The sequence below is a fragment of the Nocardioides cavernaquae genome, assembly GCF_003600895.1.
Lineage (GTDB): Bacteria > Actinomycetota > Actinomycetes > Propionibacteriales > Nocardioidaceae > Nocardioides > Nocardioides cavernaquae.
The window spans coordinates 200,070-221,054 of record NZ_QYRP01000002.1 but is presented as its reverse complement, the minus strand read 5'-3'; the positions used below and the strand labels follow the sequence as shown (position 1 = coordinate 221,054).

23 protein-coding genes are annotated in these 20,985 nt (G+C 69.4%); 15 read left to right on the top strand and 8 right to left on the bottom strand.

All coding sequences use genetic code 11. From position 1 onward, the window contains the following. Positions 1 to 2 precede the first annotated feature (2 nt). Positions 3 to 488 (top strand): methylated-DNA--[protein]-cysteine S-methyltransferase, encoded by a 486-nt coding sequence (locus tag D4739_RS01155; RefSeq protein ID WP_120058892.1) that lies wholly within the window; start codon positions 3 to 5, stop codon positions 486 to 488. Continuing rightward, positions 488 to 1,213, top strand: coding sequence for an SGNH/GDSL hydrolase family protein (locus D4739_RS01150; RefSeq protein ID WP_120058891.1), 726 nt, complete (start codon positions 488 to 490; stop codon positions 1,211 to 1,213). Before D4739_RS01155 ends, D4739_RS01150 begins: the two co-directional genes overlap by 1 nt. 64 nt (positions 1,214 to 1,277) lie before the next feature. Here the strand turns inward: D4739_RS01150 and D4739_RS01145 are convergent, their stop codons facing one another. Next, entirely contained in the window at positions 1,278 to 2,000 is a 723-nt protein-coding gene (locus tag D4739_RS01145; RefSeq protein ID WP_120058890.1) for an IclR family transcriptional regulator, read from the bottom strand. Positions 2,001 to 2,098: 98 nt separating this feature from the next. Between D4739_RS01145 and leuC the strand changes: the two genes are divergently transcribed. The 5 genes from leuC to D4739_RS01120 all read left to right on the top strand — a co-directional run bounded on the left by leuC (position 2,099) and on the right by D4739_RS01120 (position 7,037). Further along, a complete protein-coding gene (gene leuC, locus D4739_RS01140) occupies positions 2,099 to 3,499 on the top strand; it encodes a 3-isopropylmalate dehydratase large subunit (protein ID WP_120058889.1) in 1,401 nt (466 codons plus the stop codon). Positions 3,500 to 3,526: 27 nt separating this feature from the next. After that, positions 3,527 to 4,114, top strand: coding sequence for a 3-isopropylmalate dehydratase small subunit (gene leuD / locus D4739_RS01135; RefSeq protein WP_120058888.1), 588 nt, complete (start codon positions 3,527 to 3,529; stop codon positions 4,112 to 4,114). Positions 4,115 to 4,325: 211 nt separating this feature from the next. Then, a complete protein-coding gene (locus tag D4739_RS01130) occupies positions 4,326 to 5,072 on the top strand; it encodes an HU family DNA-binding protein (RefSeq protein WP_120058887.1) in 747 nt (248 codons plus the stop codon). 196 nt (positions 5,073 to 5,268) lie between these two features. After that, positions 5,269 to 6,039 carry a lysophospholipid acyltransferase family protein gene (locus D4739_RS01125; RefSeq protein WP_238473463.1) on the top strand — a complete coding sequence of 257 codons (771 nt, stop codon included), beginning with the start codon at positions 5,269 to 5,271 and terminating at the stop codon, positions 6,037 to 6,039. Then, positions 6,036 to 7,037, top strand: coding sequence for an NAD(P)H-dependent glycerol-3-phosphate dehydrogenase (locus D4739_RS01120; protein WP_120058885.1), 1,002 nt, complete (start codon positions 6,036 to 6,038; stop codon positions 7,035 to 7,037). The genes D4739_RS01125 and D4739_RS01120 overlap by 4 nt, the downstream gene beginning before the upstream one ends. Before the next feature lie 105 nt (positions 7,038 to 7,142). On the opposite strand, the gene D4739_RS01115 is transcribed toward D4739_RS01120, so the two are convergent. After that, the gene (locus D4739_RS01115) at positions 7,143 to 8,258 is read right to left on the bottom strand and encodes a trans-sulfuration enzyme family protein (protein WP_120058884.1); all 1,116 of its coding nucleotides are present in this window, start codon (positions 8,256 to 8,258) and stop codon (positions 7,143 to 7,145) included. A 45-nt stretch (positions 8,259 to 8,303) separates the two neighbouring features. Here D4739_RS01115 and pyrE point away from each other — a divergent pair, with 45 nt between their 5' ends. After that, positions 8,304 to 8,861, top strand: a complete 558-nt coding sequence (gene pyrE / locus D4739_RS01110) for an orotate phosphoribosyltransferase (protein ID WP_238473462.1) — start codon at positions 8,304 to 8,306, stop codon at positions 8,859 to 8,861. After that, a complete protein-coding gene (locus D4739_RS01105; RefSeq protein WP_120058883.1) occupies positions 8,858 to 9,970 on the top strand; it encodes a D-alanine--D-alanine ligase family protein in 1,113 nt (370 codons plus the stop codon). The genes pyrE and D4739_RS01105 overlap by 4 nt, the downstream gene beginning before the upstream one ends. 39 nt (positions 9,971 to 10,009) lie before the next feature. On the opposite strand, the gene D4739_RS01100 is transcribed toward D4739_RS01105, so the two are convergent. Next, entirely contained in the window at positions 10,010 to 10,480 is a 471-nt protein-coding gene (locus D4739_RS01100; protein ID WP_120058882.1) for a DUF3515 domain-containing protein, read from the bottom strand. A 1-nt stretch (position 10,481) separates the two neighbouring features. Further along, positions 10,482 to 10,718, bottom strand: a complete 237-nt coding sequence (locus D4739_RS01095; protein ID WP_120058881.1) for an Lrp/AsnC ligand binding domain-containing protein — start codon at positions 10,716 to 10,718, stop codon at positions 10,482 to 10,484. 119 nt (positions 10,719 to 10,837) lie between these two features. On the opposite strand from D4739_RS01095, the gene D4739_RS01090 reads away from it, so the two are divergent. Beyond that, positions 10,838 to 11,809 carry a thiamine-phosphate kinase gene (locus D4739_RS01090; RefSeq protein WP_120058880.1) on the top strand — a complete coding sequence of 324 codons (972 nt, stop codon included), beginning with the start codon at positions 10,838 to 10,840 and terminating at the stop codon, positions 11,807 to 11,809. A gap of 244 nt (positions 11,810 to 12,053) precedes the next feature. Here D4739_RS01090 and rpmB read toward each other — a convergent pair whose 3' ends face one another. Beyond that, positions 12,054 to 12,239 (bottom strand): 50S ribosomal protein L28, encoded by a 186-nt coding sequence (rpmB, locus tag D4739_RS01085; protein ID WP_107700189.1) that lies wholly within the window; start codon positions 12,237 to 12,239, stop codon positions 12,054 to 12,056. A 240-nt stretch (positions 12,240 to 12,479) separates the two neighbouring features. Between rpmB and D4739_RS01080 the strand changes: the two genes are divergently transcribed. From D4739_RS01080 to D4739_RS01060, 5 genes are read left to right on the top strand one after another with little or no spacing between them, the layout of a single operon-like run. Continuing rightward, positions 12,480 to 14,090, top strand: a complete 1,611-nt coding sequence (locus D4739_RS01080) for a DAK2 domain-containing protein (RefSeq protein WP_120058879.1) — start codon at positions 12,480 to 12,482, stop codon at positions 14,088 to 14,090. A 6-nt stretch (positions 14,091 to 14,096) separates the two neighbouring features. After that, the gene (locus D4739_RS01075; RefSeq protein WP_120058878.1) at positions 14,097 to 16,322 is read left to right on the top strand and encodes an ATP-dependent DNA helicase RecG; all 2,226 of its coding nucleotides are present in this window, start codon (positions 14,097 to 14,099) and stop codon (positions 16,320 to 16,322) included. After that, a complete protein-coding gene (gene rsmD / locus D4739_RS01070) occupies positions 16,319 to 16,951 on the top strand; it encodes a 16S rRNA (guanine(966)-N(2))-methyltransferase RsmD (RefSeq protein ID WP_120058877.1) in 633 nt (210 codons plus the stop codon). Before D4739_RS01075 ends, rsmD begins: the two co-directional genes overlap by 4 nt. A 2-nt stretch (positions 16,952 to 16,953) precedes the next feature. Then, positions 16,954 to 17,451, top strand: a complete 498-nt coding sequence (gene coaD, locus D4739_RS01065) for a pantetheine-phosphate adenylyltransferase (RefSeq protein ID WP_120058876.1) — start codon at positions 16,954 to 16,956, stop codon at positions 17,449 to 17,451. Further along, on the top strand, positions 17,448 to 17,933 hold the full coding sequence (locus D4739_RS01060) for a hypothetical protein (RefSeq protein ID WP_120058875.1): 486 nt from the start codon (positions 17,448 to 17,450) through the stop codon (positions 17,931 to 17,933). The genes coaD and D4739_RS01060 overlap by 4 nt, the downstream gene beginning before the upstream one ends. Before the next feature lie 4 nt (positions 17,934 to 17,937). Here the strand turns inward: D4739_RS01060 and D4739_RS01055 are convergent, their stop codons facing one another. The 3 genes from D4739_RS01055 to D4739_RS01045 all read right to left on the bottom strand — a co-directional run bounded on the left by D4739_RS01055 (position 17,938) and on the right by D4739_RS01045 (position 20,947). After that, complete coding sequence (locus D4739_RS01055) at positions 17,938 to 18,969, bottom strand: glycosyltransferase family 2 protein (protein ID WP_120058874.1); 1,032 nt, start codon at positions 18,967 to 18,969, stop codon at positions 17,938 to 17,940. 83 nt (positions 18,970 to 19,052) lie between these two features. Next, complete coding sequence (locus D4739_RS01050; protein WP_182920252.1) at positions 19,053 to 20,045, bottom strand: glycosyltransferase family 4 protein; 993 nt, start codon at positions 20,043 to 20,045, stop codon at positions 19,053 to 19,055. Positions 20,046 to 20,143: 98 nt separating this feature from the next. Continuing rightward, positions 20,144 to 20,947, bottom strand: coding sequence for a class I SAM-dependent methyltransferase (locus D4739_RS01045; RefSeq protein WP_120058872.1), 804 nt, complete (start codon positions 20,945 to 20,947; stop codon positions 20,144 to 20,146). Positions 20,948 to 20,985: the final 38 nt, after the last annotated feature.

Here is a 20,985-nt window from a genome sequence, read left to right as displayed (position 1 = left end):
GCATGTGGACCGTCCTGGAGTCGCCGATCGGCGACCTGCGCATCGTGGAGCGCGGCGGCGCCGTCTCCGCGATCGAGTTCACCCCGTTCCGGCAACCCAGCGACGGCCGTCCGCTCGGAGCACGCGACGACGCGCACCCGGTCCTCGCCGAGGCGACGCGCCAGCTCGCGGCGTACTTCGCTGGCGACCTGACCGAGTTCGACCTGCCGCTCGATCCGCAGGGCACCGAGTTCCAGCAGAAGGTGTGGCGCGAGCTGCAGCGGATCGGCTACGGCGAAACCCGGTCCTACGGCGAGATCGCGGCGCGCCTCGGCCACACCAACGCCGCCTCGCGCGCCGTCGGGGTCGCCAACGGGCGCAACCCGATCCCGATCGTGATCCCGTGCCACCGGGTGATCGGCGCCGACGGCTCGCTGACCGGCTATGCCGGAGGAGTCGACCGCAAGCAGACGCTGCTCGACATCGAGCGCACGGATGCGCTCTTCTGATGCGCCGTCTTGTCCGTCCCGGCATCCCGGTCGCTGCCGTCTGGGCTGCGTTTCCGGTCCTGTTGACCCAGGGTCTGCGCGTGCGGCGCACCGTGCTGCGGCTGCCGGATGCCGACGGCCTCACGGGCGAGGTCCCCGGACCGGGGGAGCCGATGCGGCTGGTGGTCGTGGGCGACAGCGTGGCCGCCGGAGTCGGGGTGGATCACCACCGGGAGACGCTGACCGGAGAGCTGGCGCGGTTGCTCGCCGTCACCGGTGGACGGGCTGTCGCCTGGGAAGTCATCGCGAAGACCGGCGCGACTGCGGGCGAGGTCGCGGCGCTGGTGCATGACCGGCCCGAGGTCGCCGCTGCCGACGTGCTGCTGCTCTCGGTCGGCGTCAACGACACCAAGAACCTGCACGGTGACCGCCGCTGGCGGGGCGAGCTGGGTGACCTGCTCGACGGGCTGCACCGGACTGCCCCGCGCGCGCAGCTGATCGTGCTCGGGCTGCCTCCGATGGAGGTGTTCCCTTCGCTGCCGTGGCCGCTGTCGGCGATCCTGGGCGCCCGGTCGCGGCGGGTCGACTCGATCGCCCGCGACGTGGTCGCCGCGCGCCCCGGCGTACGCCGCATCGAGCTGGAGCTGCCCACCGACCCGGCGCTGTTCGCCCGTGACGGCTTCCACCCGTCGGCCGTCGTGCACGCGCACCTTGCCGAAGCCGCCCTCGCCCTCATCTCGCGGTAGTCCCTAACGAAAAGCGCCTCGATCCGAAGATCTGAGGCGCTTTTCGTTAGGGACTACCGGGGTGTTACTCCGCGGCGGCGCGGCGCAGCGACTCGGAGAGCCGCTCGGCGGCGGCGAGCACAGCGGGTGCGTGCATGCGGCCCGGCTGGCGGGAGAGGCGCTCGAGCGGGCCGGAGACCGAGACCGCGGCGATGATCTTGCCGCTGGGGGAGCGGACCGGGGCGGAGACGGACGCGACGCCCTGCTCGCGCTCGCCGACCGACTGGGCCCAGCCGCGGCGACGGATGCCGGACAGCGCCGTCGCGGAGTACGCCGCGTTCTGCAGGCCGCGGTGCATGCGCTCCGGGTCCTCCCAGGCGAGCAGCACCTGCGCGGCCGAACCGGCGCGCATGGTCAGCTGCGAGCCGACCGGGATGGTGTCGCGCAGGCCCGAGGGGCGCTCGGCGGCGGCGACGCACACGCGGTGCTCGCCCTGGCGGCGCCAGAGCTGGGCGGACTCGCCGGTGATGTCGCGCAGACGGGCCAGGACCGGACCGGCAGCAGCCAGGAGGCGGTCCTCGCCGGCGGCGGCGGAGAGCTCGGCCAGGCGCGGACCCAGCACGAAACGCCCCTGCAGATCCCGCGCAACGAGGCGATGATGTTCCAGTGCAACCGCAAGACGGTGGGCCGTGGGGCGGGCCAGTCCGGTGCCGGCGACCAGCCCGGCAAGGGTCGCGGGTCCGGCCTCGAGGGCGGCAAGCACGAGTGCTGCCTTGTCGAGAACGCCCACACCGCTAGAGTTGTCCATATGGCGATATTGCCATCTCAGAACTTGGGATGCAAGCGTAATGTCTGAACCGCCCCCTGAACCCGGGGTGCAGCACGAACGAAATCGAGGAGGCCCCGATGGCCAAGACCCTGTCCGAGAAGGTGTGGGACGAGCACGTCGTCCGCAGTGCCGAAGGCGAGCCCGACCTCCTCTACATCGACCTCCACCTGCTCCACGAGGTCACCTCCCCGCAGGCCTTCGACGGCCTCCGCCTCGCTGGTCGCCAGGTCCGCCGCCCGGACCTGACGCTGGCCACCGAGGACCACAACGTCCCGACCCTCGACTGGGACAAGCCGATCGCCGACCCGGTCTCCAAGACCCAGGTCGACACGCTGCGCAAGAACTGCGCCGAGTTCGGTGTGCGACTGCACCCGCTCGGCGACATCGAGCAGGGCATCGTCCACGTCGTCGGTCCGCAGCTGGGCCTGACCCAGCCCGGCATGACGATCGTCTGCGGTGACTCGCACACCTCGACGCACGGCGCGTTCGGCGCGATCGCCTTCGGCATCGGCACGTCGGAGGTCGAGCACGTGCTCGCCACCCAGACGCTGATGCAGGCCAAGCCGAAGACGATGGCTGTCACGGTCAACGGCTCCCTGCCGGCCGGCGTCACCGCCAAGGACCTGATCCTGACCCTGATCACCGAGACCGGCACCGGTGGCGGCCAGGGCTACATCGTCGAGTACCGCGGCCAGGCCATCGAGGAGCTCTCGATGGAAGGCCGCATGACGGTCTGCAACATGTCGATCGAGTGGGGCGCGAAGGCGGGCATGATCGCCCCCGACCAGACCACCTTCGACTACATCGAGGGCAAGCCGGAGGCCCCCCAGGGCGCCGACTGGGATGCCGCCGTCGCGCACTGGAAGACGCTCGTCACCGACGCGGACGCCACCTTCGACAAGGAGATCGTCCTCGACGCCTCGGTGATGACCCCGTTCGTCACCTGGGGCACCAACCCGGGCCAGGGCGTCCCGCTGGGTGGCGTCGTGCCGACCCCGTCCGACTTCGCCGACGAGCAGGACCGCGTCGCCGCCGAGAAGGCGCTGGAGTACATGGGCCTCGAGGCCGGCCAGCCGATGCGCGAGGTCAAGGTCGACACCGTCTTCGTCGGCTCCTGCACCAACGGCCGCATCGAGGACCTGCGCCTCGCCGCCGACATCATCAAGGGCCACACGGTTGCCGAGGGCACGCGCCTGCTCGTCGTCCCGGGCTCGGTCCGCGTTCGCCTGCAGGCGATGGAGGAGGGCCTGGACAAGGTCTTCATCGAGGCCGGAGCCGAGTGGCGTGGCGCGGGTTGCTCCATGTGCCTCGGCATGAACCCGGACACGCTCGCCCCGCAGGAGCGCAGCGCGTCGACGTCCAACCGCAACTTCGAGGGCCGCCAGGGCAAGGGTGGTCGCACCCACCTGGTCTCGATCCCCGTCGCCGCCGCCACCGCCGTCAAGGGCACGCTCGCGTCGCCCGCCGACCTGGTCTGAACTGATCCGGAAGAGGAGAACAGCATCATGGAGAAGTTCACCAGCCACACCGGCACGGCGCTGCCGCTGCGTCGCAGCAACGTCGACACCGACCAGATCATCCCGGCGGTCTACCTCAAGCGGGTCACCCGCACCGGCTTCGAGGACGGCCTGTTCGGCGCCTGGCGCAACGACCCCGAGTTCGTCCTGAACCAGCCGAAGTACGACGGTGTCTCGATCCTGCTCGCGGGTCCCGACTTCGGCACCGGCTCGTCGCGTGAGCACGCTGTCTGGGCACTCATGGACTACGGCTTCAAGGTCGTGCTCTCGAGCCGCTTCGCCGACATCTTCCGCGGCAACTCCGGCAAGGCGGGCCTGCTCTCCGTGCCGGTCGAGCAGGACGTCATCGAGCAGCTCTGGGCGCTGGTCGAGGCCGACCCGACCACGCAGATCACCGTCGACCTGGAGGCCCGCGAGGTGCGCGCCGGCGACCTGGTTGCTCCCTTCCAGATCGACGACTACACCCGTTACCGGCTGCTCAACGGTCTGGACGACGTGGGCATCACGCTGTCCAACGAGGCCGACATCTCGGCGTACGAGGCAACGCGTCCTTCGTTCAAGCCTGTCACGCAGTGATTCTTGGCGTTTCCCCTTACCTGTAAGGGGAAACGCGGCGTGGGCCCGACCGGAACTCCGGTCGGGCCCTCGGTCATTTCTGGCGGGGCTGCGAACCGGATCAGAAAAAGGCACGACGAAATCGCCTCTGGTCGTTGTGGCATCGACCGGGAATCCCTAGTTTGCGAAGGAGATGTCGGGGTCGGCCCGTGCACCATCGGAAGGGAAGCTCGTGAACAAGACTCAGCTGATCGACGCGTTGGCCGCGCGTTACGAGGGCAATCGCAAGGCAGCCGCTGCGGCGCTCGACGCGGTGCTCGACACCATCACCCGCGAGGTCGCTCGTGGCGAGAAGGTCGCCATCACGGGCTTCGGCTCGTTCGAGAAGCGGATCCGTCCGTCGCGCTGGGTGCGCAACCCGCGCACCGGCGAGCGGATCAAGGCCAAGAAGACGGCGATCCCGAAGTTCACCGCGGGCGCTGACCTCAAGAACGTCATCTCCGGCGCCAAGAAGCTGCCCAAGCTCGAGCTCCCGAAGAAGGCCGCTCCGGCGAAGGCTGCTGCGACGAAGGCTGCTGCTCCGGCGAAGAAGGCTGCGTCGACGGCGAAGACGGCTGCCGTGAAGAAGGTGGCTCCGGCGAAGGCTGCTGCGACGAAGGCTGCTGCTCCGGCGAAGAAGGCTGCGTCGACGGCGAAGACGGCTGCCGTGAAGAAGGTGGCTCCGGCGAAGGCTGCTGCGACGAAGGCTGCTGCTCCGGCCAAGAAGGCTGCGTCGACGGCGAAGACGGCTGCCGCGAAGAAGGCCGCTCCGGCGAAGGCTGCGGCGACGAAGGCCGCCGCACCGGCGAAGAAGGCGGCCACGAAGGCTGCTGCGCCCGCGAAGAAGGCGGCCACGAAGGCTGCTGCTCCGGCGAAGAAGGCCGCGGCCACGGCAAAGAAGGCCGCGCCGGCCAAGAAGGCCCCGGCCAAGAAGGCCTGATCCTCAGCACGGGCACGCGGCGGCGCCATCCTGAGGGTGGCGCCGCCGTCGGCATTTCGAGTCCGGAGTTCAGAGGTCGGAGATCGATCCACGCATCCGCGTGGGAGGGGGACTGTGACGCGGGGTGCCGGTAACCTGCTTCCGTTGTGCGGATCCTGAGTGCTGATTCGCCGGGATGTGAGGTGAGCAGGTGACGGTGCGCAAGGTTGTGGGACGAAAGGGCACCGCCGTCCGGGTGGCCGAGGTGCTCGTCAAGCCGACGAACCGCGCGCTGGCACGGCGAGTCGACATCGACGGTGAGAAGATTCCCGCGATCGGCGGCTGCATCATCGTGGCCAACCACGTCACCAAGATCGATCCGCTGATCGTCGCGCACATGATCTATGACCACGGCCGGATCCCGCGCTTCCTCGCCAAGGAGGCCCTCTTCGAGCTGCCGGTCCTCGGACGCATCGTGCGCGGCGCGGGCCAGATCCCGGTCCCGCGACTGACCGACCACGCCCGCGGTGCGTACGACGCTGCGGTGCGCGCGCTGCACGCAGGTGAGCTTCTGGTGTTCTACCCCGAGGGGAGCATCACCCGCGACCCAAACCTCTGGCCCATGCGCGGCAAGAGTGGCGCGGCCCGCCTTGCCCTCGAGAGCGGCGCTCCCGTGATTCCCGTGGGCCACTGGGGCGACCAGGAGGTCCTCGCGCCGTACTCCTCGCGCCTACGGCCGTTCCCGCGCAAGACGGTGACCCTGAAGGTCGGCGATCCGATCGATCTCGCTGACCTGCTCGAGGGTGAGATCACCCCGGAGAAGGTTGCCGAGGCGACCGCCCGGATCATGGCAGCCCTTACGCAGGTCGTCGTCGACATCCGCGGCGAGCAGGCTCCGGTCGAGCGATTCGACCCCAAGGCCGCTGGCGTTGCCGAGATCGGCAATCCCAAGAAGACCAAGAAGAACGACAAGAAGGGCAAGGCGTGAGCAAGATCGCCGTCTTCGGTGCAGGTTCGTGGGGCACCGCGTTCTCGATGGTGCTGGCTGATGCCGGCAACGACGTGACCATCTGGGGTCGACGTGAGGAGGTCTGCGCCACGATCAACGAGCGTCGCGAGAACTCCGACTACCTCCCTGGCATCGCACTGCCGCCGACCGTGACCGCAACCCACGATCCCGAGCAGGCGCTCGCAGGTGCGGAGGCTGTCGTCTTCGCGACGCCGAGCCAGACCTTCCGGCAGAACCTCGGTGAGTGGAAGGCGTTCCTCTCCGACGACATCGTGATGATCTCGCTGATGAAGGGTGTCGAGCTCGGCACCCTGAGTCGCATGAGCGAGGTCATGGCGGACGTGACCGGTGCAGGTCCGGACCGGATCGCCGTTGTCAGCGGCCCCAACCTGGCCAAGGAGATCGCCCGCCGCGAGCCCGCTGCCTCGGTCGTGGCCTGTGCTGACGAAGAGGTCGCCAAGCGGCTCCAGGCACTCTGCCACTCGCCGTCGTTCCGCCCCTACACGTCGGTCGACGTCCTCGGCTGCGAGCTCGGTGGCGCCTACAAGAACGTCGTCGCCCTCAGCGTCGGCATGGCCGTCGGCCTCGGTTTCGGCGACAACACCACCGCCTCGGTGATCACCCGAGGGCTCGCGGAGACCGCACGTCTCGCCATGGCGCTCGGCGCCAACCCGCTGACCCTCATGGGGCTCGCCGGCCTGGGCGACCTCGTCGCCACCTGCTCCTCGCCGCTCTCGCGCAACCGCACCTTCGGCGAGAAGCTCGGTCAGGGCATGACGACCGACGAGATCTACGCGTCAACCCGTCAGGTCGCCGAGGGAGCCAAGTCCTGCTCCTCGCTGCTCGCGCTGGCGCAGCAGACCGGCATCGACGCGCCGATCGCCGAGCACGTCGACGCGGTCGTCGCCGGCAAGATCACCGCCACCGACATGATGCAGTCGTTCGTCGCCCGAGACACCAAGGCCGAGACCGACTGACCACCCGACGACACGGCGCAACGTCGACGCCGACACGTCCCGACCTCGAAGTTGCGCCGCGTCGACCTGCAAGTTGGGCCGTGTCGACGGCAGGACGGGTGCCGCTCAGGTGAGGGTGTCGAGGGCCTGCAGCAGGTCGGCCCAGAGGTCCTCGACGTCCTCGATGCCGACACTCATCCGGACGAAGCCCTCGGGGATGGTCTGCGACTCGGTCTTCCACCGGCGACGGCGCTCGAAGGTCGACTCCACGCCGCCGAGTGAGGTGGCGTGCACCCACAGCCTGGTCTTGTGGGTCAGCAGGTCCGCTGCCAGTGCCCCGGCCGCGAGCTCGAGCCCGATGATCGCGCCGAAGCCGGGGTAGCGGACGTCGCCGACGGCCGGGTGTTCGCGCAGCCGCTCGACGAGCGCCTTGGCATTGGCCTGCGCCCGCTCGACGCGGACATGCAGGGTGCGCAGCCCGCGCAGCGCCAGCCAGGCCTCGAACGGTCCGGGGATCGCGCCGATCAGGTCGCGGCGGCCCTTCAGCACGGCGTACAGCTCGTCGTCCTTGGTGATGATCGCGCCCATGACGACGTCGCTGTGGCCGGAGATGTACTTGGTGGCTGAGTGCACCACGATGTCCACCCCGAGCGAGAGCGGCTGCTGGAGCAGGGGAGTGGCGAAGGTGTTGTCCACGACGACGTAGGCACCGGCCTCGTGGGCCGCTGCGGTGATGGCGGGGATGTCGGCCAGCTCGAGGGCGGGGTTGGTCGGCGACTCGAGCCAGACCAGCGAGGCGTCCTCGCACGCGGCGACCACCGACGCCGTATCGGTGATGTCGACGAGCTGGACCCGGATCCGGCCCCGGGACTCGAGGTCGGCGAGCTGCATGATGCTGCCGTGATAGGCGTGCTGGGGGATGACGACCTTCTGGCCCTGGCCGACCAGGTCGAAGATCGTTGCCTCCGCAGCGAGGCCGCTGGCGAAGGAGAGGCAGCGCCCGCCCTCGAGGGCGCCCAGCGCGTCCTCGAAAGCGGTCCAGGTCGGGTTCGTGTAGCGGCCGTACTCGAGGTCGCCGCCTCCCACATAGACCGAGGCCATCGTGATCGGCGCGTTCAGCGGTGCATCGGGCACACGCTCGGGCCGGCCAGCGGTCACGGCAACCGTGGCAGGGCTCAATACGCGCTCGGGCTCACCCGAGGGGAGGTCGTCGGGGGAGGGGGTCGTCACCAGGTCGGCCATGGGCCCCAGCGTAGGCGGCTCCTGGTTTAGGGAATGATGGGCGCCGTGACTGACGAGACCACCCAGCTCTTGGCCGCTGACATCGACGCCACCTGCCGCCTGCACGGTGAATTCACCCTGCGCTCGGGCCAGGTGTCGGACACATACTTCGACAAGTACCTCTTTGAGGCTCAGCCCGCCCTCCTCGACCGCGTGGCCGCCCAGATGGTCGACCTGCTCCCCGAGGCCACGGAGCTGCTCGGCGGGCTCGAGCTCGGCGGCGTGCCGATCGCCACGATGGTCTCGGCCAAGACCGGCATCCCGGCGCTCTTCGTCCGCAAGGAAGCGAAGAAGTACGGCACTGCCAAGCTGGCCGAGGGCCCCGACGTCGCCGGCAAGCGGATCACCCTGATCGAGGACGTCATCACCTCAGGCGGCGCCGTGCGCGATGCCGTCAACGCGCTCCGCCCGCTGGGCGCCATCGTCGACACCGTCGTCTGCGCGATCGACCGGTCACCGGTCGGCGAGAACCCGCTGGCCGATGTCGGCCTCGAGATCCGTCCGGTGCTGACGCGCGCCGACCTCGACGCGGCACGCGCTGCCGCGGAGGCGGGCACCGCGTGAGTGCCGGCAAGCCGCGCGTCGCGGTCATCTTCGGTGGTCGCTCGACCGAGCACGCGATCTCCTGCGTCACCGGCGGCAGCGTCCTTGCCGCCATCAACAGCGAGAAGTACGACGTCGTCCCGATCGGCATCGCGGCCGACGGACGATGGGTGCTCGAGTCCGGCGACCTGGACCGGCTGAAGATCAAGGACCGGGTCCTGCCCGCCGTCGACGGGACCCGTCCCGGTGTGGCGCTCGCGCAGACCGCCACTGGCACGGACCTGGTCGTCAGCGACGCGGCCGACGCTGCCGGCGTACTCGGCGAGATCGATGTGGTCTTCCCGCTGCTGCACGGTCCGTGGGGCGAGGACGGCACGCTCCAGGGCCTGCTCGAGATGGCTGGTGTCCGTTACGTCGGCGCCGGTGTCCTGGCTTCTGCGGTCAGCATGGACAAGGGATTCATGAAGGTGGCGCTGGCTGCGGCCGGCGTACCCGTCATGCCTTCGATCGTCGTCACGGCGCGCGAGTGGGCCCGCGACACCGAAGGCTGCCGCAAGCGCTCCGCGGAGCTCGGGTACCCGCTCTTCGTGAAGCCCGCCCGTGGCGGCTCGAGCATCGGCATCTCCAAGGTGCACGACGCCTCCGAGCTCGACGCGGCGATCGAAACCGCGATCGTCCACGACCCGCGGGTCCTCGTGGAGGGCTTCGCGGGCGGCGTCCGCGAGATCGAGTGCGGCGTGCTCCAGACCGCCGACGGCTCCGTGCGCACGTCGCTCCCGGCCGAGATCCGGATCGGTGGCGACCACGAGTTCTACGACTTCGAGGCTAAGTACCTTCCCGGCGAGCACACGGAGATCGACTGCCCCGCCAAGGTCGATGACGCCCTCCTCGCGCGCATGCAGGAACTGGCCGTCACCACGTTCGAGGCGGTCGGCTGTGAGGGCCTGGCCCGGGTCGACTTCTTCGTCTTCCCGGACGGGTCCCTGGTCGTCAACGAGCTGAACACGATGCCTGGCTTCACTCCGACCTCGATGTACCCGCAGATGTGGGCGGCGAGCGGGGTCGAGTACTCCGAGCTGGTCGACCTGCTCCTGGAGCAGGCGCTCTCGCGCAGCACCGGCCTGCGCTGAGCTCGCCCGCGAGCCCGGAAGGCCTTCAGATACAGGGCTTCAGATACAGGGCTTCTCGAGCTTCGTGTGCTCCTTGATCACCGGTGCGAGCGTCGTCAGCGAGTCCGCGACGAACGCCGCGTCCGCGCGGTAGTCGGACGGGATCTCCAGGCGCACCACCGGCGAGCGACCGATCGTGTAGATCGCCAGGTCCAGACGGCTGTCCGCGAACTGGTCCGTCGGGACGTACCACCCGACGCCGCTGATCTCCTCGCACGAGGCGCCGGGTGTGAAGTCCTCCGGCATGTCCACGCCGCAGCTCAGCACGATCTCCGGATCGCCCCACGCCGCGCCTGCGTCGGCCGGTGAGACCTCGCGCGCCGTCTCGGTCATCAGCTTCGTCGGTACGCCGTCGGCGAGGGCAGCGCACGCCTTCGCGGCGGTGGCGGGAGGAGCGGCCAGGTCGACCGGGCCGCAGGCAGCGAGCAGCGGCACCGTCATGCCAAGGGCAGCGGTGAGGATCGGTCGCACGTCAGATGTGGACGACCGGGCAGGTCAGGGTGCGCGAGATGCCCTCGAGAGCCTGGACCTCGGCGATCACGAGGCGGCCGAGCTCGTCAACGCTGCGGGCCTCGGCCCGCACGATCACGTCGTACGGGCCAGTGACGTCCTCCGACTGCGTGACGCCCTTCAGTGCCGCGATGGCCTTCGCGACGTCGGCAGCCTTGCCGACGTCCGTCTGGATCAGGATGTATGCCTGCACGGTCATCGTGGGGCTCCTCTGGTTGGCGTCGGTGTGGCCCCTTTTCAGGGTCTCGCTTCAACGTACAGCGTCGACGGAGCGTGTCGACAGGCCCGGGGGCAGGTGGCTGCTGATGGGATGGGCGTATGCCAGTTTCGTCCTTCCCCTCTGATGCCACGCTCGCCGATGTCGGCGAGTTCCCGCTGATCAGCGCCCTGACCGCGCTCTTCGAGCAGGGGGAGCATGTCCTGGTCGGTCCCGGTGACGATGCCGCAGTCCTGCGGATCCGCAACGGGCACGTGGTGGTCTCGACCGACCTGATGGTCGAGGGACGCCACTTCCGCCGCGACTGGGTGCCCGCGGAGGACGTCGGCGCCCGGGCCGCCGCACAGAACCTCTCCGACATCAACGCCATGGGTGGCACCGCGTCGTCGGTGACGGTTGGTCTCGCCCTGCCCGCAGACCTGCCGGTGAAGTGGGCGCTCGACTTCGCCCGCGGCTTCGCCGCCGAGTGCGCCAAGGTCGGCGCCTCGGTCGTCGGCGGCGACGTCACCCGATCCGAGACGCTGGTCATCGCGGTCACCGTCCTCGGTGGCTGCACGGTCTCTCCGGTGCTGCGCTCGGGGGCCACCGCCGGCGACGTCGTCGCCCTCTGCGGACGTCAGGGCTGGGCTGCCGGCGGGCTGGCCGTCCTGGGCCGTGGCTTCCGCTCGCCCCGCGTCCTGGTGGAGGCCTACCGTCGCGCGGACCCGCCGTACGACGCCGGGCCGGTCGCCGCCAAGGCGGGCGCCACCTCGATGATCGACGTCTCCGACGGTCTGGTCGCCGACGCGGGACACGTGGCCGAGGACTCCGGTGTGGTCATCGACCTGCGCACGGGGGCCTTCGAGATCCCCGAGCCCCTGCAGGCAGTGGGCTCCGCGCTCGGTGCCGACCCGCTGCAGTTCGTGCTGGGTGGGGGAGACGACCACCCGCTGCTCGCCACCTTCACCCGTGCCAAGGACGTGCCGGCGGGGTGGACCGTCGTCGGCTCTGTTCTTGCGGCCGGTGATGATGGCCCGCGTGTGACGGTCGACGGTGCGGCGTATGAGGGTCCGGTGGGCTGGACCCACTTCTGACCCTGTTGACACGGCGCAACCCTGGCGTCGACACGGCGCCTGGTTGGAGGGGGCAGGCTCGCGCGGAGCTCGCAGGCCGTGGGCACCTCGCCGAGATGTCGCTTCGTGCGCCCTCAGTCGCTGCGCTCCCTCGCACACGAACCGACGTCTCGGCTCATGCCGGAACGCATCCTGACCACGTTCTGACACAACGCAAAGGGCCCCGCCGAGCGCTTGCGCGCTCAGCGGGGCCCTTTGCGTTGTGTCAGCGAGTGACCTTGCCAGCCTTGAGGCAGCCGGTGCACACGTTGAGGCGCTTCGGGGCACCGTTGACGGTGGCGCGAACGCGCTGGATGTTCGGGTTGAAGCGACGCTTCGTGATCTTGCGCGACCACGGACGGTTGTTGCCGAAGCCGGGCTTCTTGGCGCAGATGTCGCAGACGGCAGCCACGGGTAACTCCTGAAGTCGATGTTTCTAGGTCTGGGGGCGAGGCCCGCGGACAGCCGGATGGCGTCGGTCACGGGACAACCGCACAAGGATAAGCGATGGCGCGCCGCACACGCGAATCGGCCAGTGGAGCGGGCTGACGGCGCCAACCACTAATCTTGCCCCTCAGCGGTGACATCGGGGCGACATGGGGTCGTCACGGGGCCAGTCAGTGGCGCGGATCACGGGAAAGGATGGTGGCTGATGTTCGACCTGGCGGCCATCCTGCGGTTCGTCGACCTGGCCACGGACGCCCTTGCGGATGCGCGCGAGGAGATCGACGCGCTCAACGTCTACCCGGTCCCCGACGGCGACACGGGCACCAACATGTTCCTGACGATGCAGGCCGGGCGGGATGCGCTGCAGGTCGCGATCGAGTCCGGTCAGACGCCTGACGTCGTGCTCGCCGCGTTTGCTCGCGGCACGCTGCTCGGCGCGCGCGGCAACTCCGGCGTGATCCTCTCCCAGATGATCGACGCGCTGGCCGAGCGCATCCGTGCGGCCGACCCGGAGGAGCGCAAGTCGGTCGTGCTGGCCGAGTCGTTCCGCGACGGCGCCGACGCCAGCTACGCCGCGGTGGGCACCCCGGTCGAGGGCACCATCCTCAGCGTCATGCGCGCGGCCGCCGACGCGGCGATGGAGGTCGCGCCCGACGAGCGCTCCGGTGCGACGCTCACCGCTGCTGCCGAGGCCGCCCGGGTTGCTCTGGCCCGCACCCCCCAGCAGCTCCAGCTCCTTGCCGACTCCGGTGTGGTGGACGCCGGCGGCCGCGGGCTCGTGGTGATCTTCGAGGCCGCCGAGACGATCCTCACCGGCCGGCGTCGCGTGGCGCCGAGCGTGGCCCGCGGCGTACGCACGGTGCCGGTGCCGCTGCCCACCAACGACCTGACCGAGGACGGCCCGGCCTACGAGGTGATGTACCTCCTCGATGCCGACGACGCGGCCGTCGCCGACCTCAAGCAGGCGCTGGCCAACCTCGGTGACTCGCTCGTGGTCGTCGGTGGCCATGGCCTGTGGAACGTCCACATCCACACCGACGACGTCGGAGGCGCGATCGAGGCCGGCCTCGAGGCCGGACGTCCGCACCGCGTGCAGGTGACTCACTTCGCCGAGCAGGTGGCAGAGGCCCGGGAGAAGCGGAAGTCGCGTGAGGGTCGCAAGATCGTGGCGCTCACCGCAGGTCCGGGACTGGAGCGGCTCTTCGCCGAGGCGGGTGCGATCGTCGTGCCGGGTGGGACGGGACAGCGACCGAGCGCCGGCATGATCCTCGAGGCGATCGAGAGCAGCGGCGCGGCCGAGGTCGTGGTCCTGCCCAACGACCCCGACTCGCTCAAGACTGCCGAGATCGCCGCGCGCACTGCGGAGGAGTCCGGCAAGGTCAAGGTCGCGGTGATCCCGAGCTACGCGCAGGTGCAGGGTCTGGCCGCGGTCGCCGTCCACGAGCCGGGGCGTTCGTTCGACCAGGACGTGGTGCAGATGGCGGCCGCTGCGCGTCACGCCCGCCACGGGGCTGTGACCGTGGCCGCCCGCAAGGCGATCACGTCCGCCGGCCCGTGCGAGCCCGGTGACGTGCTTGGCGCCATCGAGGGCGACTTCGCGATCGTCGGGCACCACCTGGCAGAGGTTGCGATCCGCCTCCTGGACCGCCTGATCTCCGGCGGTGGCGCCGAGCTGGTCACCCTCGTCACCGGTGAGGGCGGGGAGGGTCTCGCCGACCACTGCGAGGACTACATCTCGCGCAACTACCCGATCATCGACGTCGTGATCTACGACGGCGGCCAGTCCCGCTACCCGCTCCTGCTCTCGGTGGAGTAGCCGCCGGTGATCACCCTCGAGGCACCGATCGCGGCGGTTCTCGGCGACCACCCGAAGAAGCGGAAGGCCATCGTCGAAGGCCTCCACCTGGAGACCGTCGGCGACCTCCTCCACCACTTCCCGAGGCGTTACCTCGAGACCGGCAAGCTCAGCGACCTGGGTGGGCTCCAGGAGGGCCAGCTGCTGACCATCGTCGGCGAGGTCGGGAAGTCCGAGGTCAAGACCTATACCGACCGCCGCACCGGCAAGACGGCGTACCGGGTCGAGGTGCAGCTCCACGCCGACGGCAACCGGCTGAAGATGACCTTCTTCGCCAAGAACTTCGGGATGGCCAACAGCTTCGGCAACCGCCTTCCCGCGGGCCGCCGCGGGATCTTCCAGGGCAAGGCGTCGTTCTTCAACCAGTGGCAGCTGACCAACCCTCAGATGGTGCTCTTCGGCAGCAAGGGCGAGGACCACGCGCTCCTCTCCCTCGAGACCATGCCCAACCTCTTCCCGATCTACCCGCTCACCAAGGGCGTCGACACCTGGGACCTCCAGCGTGCGGCGACCTTCGCACTGAGCGTGCTGGACGAGATCCCCGAGGTGCTCGACGCCACGCTCCGCGCTGAGTACGACGTCGTGAGCCGTCGCCAGGCGCTCGAGTGGATCCACGCACCCGATGACTTCAGCCAGGTGGCTGCGGCGAAGCGGAGGTTCCGCTTCGAGGAGGCACTCGTCCTGCAGCTCGTGCTCGGCCGACGCCGGCGTGAGCTGCAGGCGCTCGGCGCCCAGGAGCGCACCGGGGGAGTGACCGACATCCTCGGTGCCTTCGATGCGCGGCTGCCGTTCGAGCTGACCGCCGGCCAGCGGGCGGTCGGAGCCGAGATCGAGCACGAGATCGCCCAGCCCCATCCGATGCACCGGCTGCTCCAGGGTGAGGTCGGCTCCGGCAAGACCCTCGTCGCCCTGCGGGCGATGCTGCGCACCGTCGACTCCGGCGGGCAGGCCGTGCTGCTCGCGCCGACCGAGGTGCTCGCGCAGCAGCACTACCGCTCGATCACGACCATGCTCGGCGATCTCGCGATGGCAGGACAGTTCGGCGGCGCCGCCGAGGCGACCCGCGTCGACCTGCTGACCGGATCGATGACGAAGGCGCAGCGCACGGAGCCGATGCTGCGCATGGCCACCGGCGAGGCCGGCATCGTCATCGGCACCCACGCCCTGCTCGAGGACAACGTCAGCTTCTACGACCTCGGCCTGGTCGTCGTCGACGAGCAGCACCGCTTCGGTGTCGAGCAGCGTGCCGCGCTGACCGACAAGGCCGGGACGCCGCCCCACGTCCTGGTCATGACCGCGACCCCGATCCCGCGCACGGTGGCCATGACCGTCTTCGGCGACCTCGAGGTCTCGACGCTCACCGAGCTGCCGGCCGGTCGCGCGCCGATCCAGACCAGCGTCGTCCCGCTCACCGAGCAGCCCCAGTGGATGGCCCGCGCGTGGCAGCGGGTCCGCGAGGAGGTCGAGAAGGGCCATCAGGTCTACGTCGTCTGCCCGCGCATCTCCGGCGACGTCGCCGAGCAGGGAGAGCAGGACGTCGTCGAGGTCGACGAGGACGGCAATGTGGTCCCGGTGCCACCACGACCAAGCGCGGTCGAGGACGTGATCGTCGAGCTTGCCGAGGGCGCCCTGCAGGGCCTTCGCCTCGGCGTACTCCACGGCAAGCTGGCGCCCGAGGAGAAGGACCGCACGATGCGGGCCTTCGCGGCCGGGGAGATCGACGTGCTGGTCGCGACGACCGTCATCGAGGTCGGTGTCGACGTTGCCAACGCCACGGCGATGGTGCTGCTGGACGCCGACCGGTTCGGTGTCTCGCAGCTGCACCAGCTCCGCGGTCGCGTCGGTCGCGGTGGCCTGCCCGGTCTCTGCCTGCTCGTGACGCGGGCCGAGCTCGGCACTCCGGCGCGCGATCGGCTTGCCGCCGTGGCGTCCACGACCGACGGTTTCGTGCTCAGCCAGGTGGACCTGGAGCAGCGCCGCGAGGGCGACGTGCTGGGGGCCCGTCAGTCGGGCGGTCGCTCCTCCCTGCAGAATCTGAGGGTGCTGCGCGACGAGACGACGATCCTCCAGGCCCGTGAGGCCGCAGGTGCGCTGCTCGACGCCGACTTCTCGCTCGGTCAGGCGCCCCTGCTCCGGCAGGCCGTCGAGGAGATCGAGCGCACCGACCACTCCGAGTTCGTGGACCGCTCATGACGCGCATCATCGGGGGCAGCGTGGGCGGTCGCAGGCTGGCCACGCCGAAGGGTCAGGCGACCCGCCCGACCAGTGACCGCGTGCGCGAAGCACTCTTCTCCGCGATCGAGGCATGGTGCGGATCGCTCGCCGGTCTGCGCTTCCTCGACCTGTACGCCGGCAGCGGTGCCGTCGGTCTCGAGGCCAGGTCCCGGGGTGCCGGTGTGGTCACCCTGGTCGAGCACGACAAGCGCACCGCAGCCCTCATCGCGCAGAACGCCAGGACGCTCGGGCTCGACCGGGTCGAGGTCCACTCGGCAAGCGTCACGGCGACGCTGGCGCGGCACCCCGTCGCGCCGTACGACGTCGTGTTCGCCGACCCGCCGTACCCGCTGCCCAACGCCGATGTCGAGGCCGATCTCGCTGCCCTGGTGGCGCACGGGTGGCTCACTCCGGACGCCCTGGTCGTCGTCGAGCGTTCCGCCCGTGGCCCGGCGCCGGAGTGGCCCGACGGCATCCAGCCCTCGCGTGACAGGAGATACGGGGAGACGCTGCTGAGGTATGGTCACGCCGAATCCACCCAGGTGCCGACCCGGTCTGATGCTGATTCGGCAGAGTCTGATCCGGCAGCTTCGGACCGAGAGGAGTAACCGTGCGCATTGCCGTGTGTCCGGGCTCGTTCGACCCGGTGACCAACGGTCACATCGACATCTTTGCGCGCGCTGCGGGCCTCTTCGACGAGGTGATCGTGGCGACCGGCCTGAACCCGTCCAAGACGCGTCTGTTCACGCCGGAGGAGCGCCTCGAGATGCTCAGCGAGGCCTGCCGCCAGTTCCCCAACGTGCGCGTCGCGGGCTTCACCGGCCTGCTGACCGGCTTCTGCGAGGAAGAGGGCGCCGTGGCCATCGTCAAGGGCCTGCGTGCCGTCAGCGACTACGAGTACGAGCTGCAGATGGCGCAGATGAACTCCTCGCTCGCCGAGATCGAGACCGTCTTCATCCCGACCAGCCCGGAGTACTCATTCCTGGCATCGAGCCTCGTCAAGGAGGTCGCCATGTTCGGCGGCGACGTGTCCGGCCTCATCCCTGACTTCGTCCGCGAGCGGCTGATGGCCCGTCTCGAGGAGCGGCGTCGGGGGGAGGGCCAGTGACGGTCACCCGGGACGTCGGCACCCGCAGCGTCGGCGACGAGCTCGCTGCCCTCCACCAGCTCGTCGACCGTGCCCGCACCAAGGGCCGCAGCTCCGTCGTCCTCGAGCGCGACGAGGTGCTCGCCGCACTGCAGCGCATCGAGTCCGCGCACGCCGGAGCAACGCTTGCCTCACGCGAGCTCGTCGCCCAGCGGGAGGACTTGATGAGGTCGTCCGAGGACGAGGCATCCGAGATCCTGCGCGCTGCTCGCCTCGAGCAGGACCGGCTGGTCTCCGACACCGAGGTCTTCCGGGTCGCCGTCCGTGAGGGGGAGGATCTCGTCGCTGCGGCGCGCGAGGAGGCCGACGTGCTGCGGCGCGACACCGACGCCTACGTCGGGACCCGTCTGGCATCGCTGCAGGCCTCGCTCGAGAAGACCCTCGGCGAGGTACGCCGCGGCATCACGAACCTGAGCAGCCGCGAGGCCGAGGTCTCGAACTAGGAAGTCAGCTGACGGGGCGCGTCGGCAGGCCGGGGTGCTCCCGAGGCCAGTCGAAGTGAGGCTGCGACGTCTGGTCACGGAGCAGCTCGGTCCCGGACTTCCCGAAGCGGGCCTTCTTGGTGTGCTCGAGGTTGTCCTCGATCAGGATCCGGTTGGTGCGGATCAGGTCGGCGATGATGCCGAGCATCAGGCTCATGAAGGCCAGGATCATCAGCAGCGACCCGAGCAGCAGCGACTGGATGTGTCCGGATGCCGAGTCGGTGACCATCAGCACGGCGTACCGGACGAACGGGATCATGCCGAGCACGCCGAAGAACATCGTCAGCCAGGCGAAGATGACGTAGGGCCGGTACATCATGAAGGAGCGAATGATCGCCGCAGCCGACTTCGCGATGTGCTCGGGCATCGACTTGAAAAGTCGTGACTCCCGGGTCTTCGCGTTGGTCTCGACCGGGATGCTGGCGATCTTCATGTTCTTGTTGCCGGCCTGGATGATCGTTTCCATGCAGTAGCTGAACCGCGTGATGGTGTTGAGGACCATCAGGCTCTCGCGCGAGTAGGCGCGGAAGCCGCTCGCGGCGTCGGGCAGCTTGGTGCCGGCGGCGCGGTTGACCACGCCGCTGCCGACCTTCTGCAGCTGCTTCTTCAGCGGGGAGAAGTGGTCGACCTTGTGCACCTGGCGGTCGGCGATCACGATGTCGGCCTCGCCACGCACGATCGGCTGCACCAGGTCGGTGATCCGGTCTTGCGGGTACTGGTTGTCGCCGTCGGTGTTGACCACGATGTCAGCACCGAGCTCGAGTGCCCGCACGACGCCGTCGCGGAACGAGCGGCCCAGGCCCTGGTTGCGGGCGTGGTGCACGAACTCGGTGACGCCGTAGCTGCGTGCCACCTCGACCGTCCGGTCCGAGCACCCGTCGTCCACGATCAGCACGATGATGTCGTCGATCCCGGGGATTTCCTTCGGGATCGACTCGAGCACCAGCGGAAGCGTGTCCTCCTCGTTCAGGCACGGGATCTGGACGACAAGTCTCACGTGAGTCCTCACATCGGTCGGTTGCGGTGCAGCAAGAGTCTAGTTTGCGCTGGGCCCCGGCCAGCGACGCCACGATTTCGTGACTAGGCGGTGAGGATCTGGACGAGTGCGGCGCCCATGGCGCGCTCGCTGTAGGTCTCCCGAGCACATGCGCCGAGGCGCCGGCCCTGGAGCTCGAGATCGGCTGGTCGCGCGATCAGGTCGGTCAGCGTCCGGGCCCATGCATCCGCGTCGCCCGAGGGAAGAAGGATGCCGGTCTCGCCGTCCTGGACCGCGTCCCTGAGCCCTTCGAGATCGGCTGCGAGAACAGTCGTGTCGCGCAGCGCGGCCTCGACGGCGACGAGGCCGAAGCCCTCCATGTCACCCGGGACCGCGATGTTCGGCTGGACGAAGACGTCTGCGCCGGCCATGAGCCGGTCCCGGACCTCGTCGCTCACGCCGCCCAGGAGGTGCACGCGAGTCCGGACGCCGGCGGAGTCTGCCGCGGTTGCGATCGCCTCCGACTCCGGTCCTGATCCTCCGACGACGAAGTGCACGGTCTCGGGAAGCTTCGGAAGGACGTTCTCGACGAACCAGCGGACGCCCTTGCGTCGAACGAGGCGTCCCAGGGCAACGACCATGACGTCCTGCGTGCCCAGGCCGAGATCCTGGCGCAGGAGTTCCCGCGCTGCCGCCAGTGCGTGTCCGTCGATGCCGGGATCCGGCACACCGAGGCGGACGACCTCGATGCGCGCGGGGTCAACGGCCGCGTCAGCGATCGCGGCGTCGCGCGTCGCTGCACTGATGGCGATCACGCAGCGCGCCGATCGAAGTGGAGGATGCGCGAGCGCTCGATAGAGGGCGTTGTCGAACGTGATGTCGAGCCCCATCACCATGGTGGAGCGAGGAACGCCGAACAGGCGCAGCACTGGTGCGCATGCGGCGTTCATCAGCGCGTCTCCGCACAGTGCGTACTCGACCCTCCGGGTGGCGCAGAGCCAGGTCACCCGGAGCAGGCAGAGCGGCAGCCACCACAGCAGGCCGATGTTGGCTCCGCCGTAGGAGATCTTGTGAGCTTGGGGGTAGCTGGTCAGCATGGATCGCCACACACTTGCAGCGAGAGTTTCCATGCCGCCGATGGAGGGTGGGAACTTGCGAGTGATGAAGACGGGCTGCTTGCGCATGGGGTCCGCGGTCACTCGGTGATGGCCGACGGCGGACACTTCACCGCAGGGCCTTGCGGCTGTGTGGTGCCAGGGGTGCCGATCCAGATGAAGGTGGGAATCACCGGACGCAGCGCGCGGAAGAAGCCGATCGGCATGCCGGCCAGACGGCGCGGGACGACGTCGGTGGCATGGAACTGCTCTGCGTCACCGATCAGTGTGTAGGTGTAGTCCCAGACACGGAGGCCGCGGCACATCGTGATGAGCTTGCGCCGGCTGCGGAAGCGTTCGTAGTACGAATCCGCCCGCTTGAATGCGGCCACGTAGCGGTCCGCCGGCTTCTCGGGCAGCCAGGAGAGGAACGGGAGCCGGTAGTGCGGTTCGACGACCGCCCACTTGTTGCCGAAGCCAAGGTAGGCGACTCCGTCGGGACGTAGCGTGCGAACGATCTCGGCCATGACGGCGTCGGCGTCGACCACGTGCTCGTAGATGTGGTTGAAGACCACGATGTCGAAGGACTGGTCCGCGGCCGGAATCGCAGAACCGTCAGCAACGGTGAACGTGGCCTTGTCGCCGAAGCGGCTGCGAGCGAAGGAAATGCCGGGCTCGTCGATGTCGATGCCGGTCGTGGTCGCGCCCGCCGTGGCCAGGGCGTCGACGGTGTAGCCCGTGGATGCGCCGATGTCGAGCGCCGAGAGGCCAGTCAGATCATCGCGCCCGAGGAAGTGCTGCAGAACCGCCACGATCTTGGCAGCCTTCTGCCGGCGCTTCTCCTCGTCATGGGTCTTGTACTGGAGTTCGGAGTAGGCCAGCTGTGGCTCGCGGTCACGTGGCATTTTCTCGCTCGGTTCCAAGGCTGCCGAGTCCCTTCCGG

Excerpts from the sequence above, each read along its gene's own strand:
- D4739_RS01155 (WP_120058892.1), top strand. The coding sequence starts at position 3 with ATGTGGACCGTCCTGGAGTCGCCGATCGGCGACCTGCGCATCGTGGAG.
- D4739_RS01150 (WP_120058891.1), top strand. The coding sequence starts at position 488 with ATGCGCCGTCTTGTCCGTCCCGGCATCCCGGTCGCTGCCGTCTGGGCT.
- D4739_RS01145 (WP_120058890.1), bottom strand. The coding sequence starts at position 2,000 with ATGGACAACTCTAGCGGTGTGGGCGTTCTCGACAAGGCAGCACTCGTG.
- leuC (WP_120058889.1), top strand. The coding sequence starts at position 2,099 with ATGGCCAAGACCCTGTCCGAGAAGGTGTGGGACGAGCACGTCGTCCGC.
- leuD (WP_120058888.1), top strand. The coding sequence starts at position 3,527 with ATGGAGAAGTTCACCAGCCACACCGGCACGGCGCTGCCGCTGCGTCGC.
- D4739_RS01115 (WP_120058884.1), bottom strand. The coding sequence starts at position 8,258 with ATGGCCGACCTGGTGACGACCCCCTCCCCCGACGACCTCCCCTCGGGT.
- D4739_RS01095 (WP_120058881.1), bottom strand. The coding sequence starts at position 10,718 with ATGACCGTGCAGGCATACATCCTGATCCAGACGGACGTCGGCAAGGCT.
- D4739_RS01090 (WP_120058880.1), top strand. The coding sequence starts at position 10,838 with ATGCCAGTTTCGTCCTTCCCCTCTGATGCCACGCTCGCCGATGTCGGC.
- D4739_RS01080 (WP_120058879.1), top strand. The coding sequence starts at position 12,480 with ATGTTCGACCTGGCGGCCATCCTGCGGTTCGTCGACCTGGCCACGGAC.
- rsmD (WP_120058877.1), top strand. The coding sequence starts at position 16,319 with ATGACGCGCATCATCGGGGGCAGCGTGGGCGGTCGCAGGCTGGCCACG.
- D4739_RS01050 (WP_182920252.1), bottom strand. The coding sequence starts at position 20,045 with ATGCTGACCAGCTACCCCCAAGCTCACAAGATCTCCTACGGCGGAGCC.
- D4739_RS01045 (WP_120058872.1), bottom strand. The coding sequence starts at position 20,947 with ATGCCACGTGACCGCGAGCCACAGCTGGCCTACTCCGAACTCCAGTAC.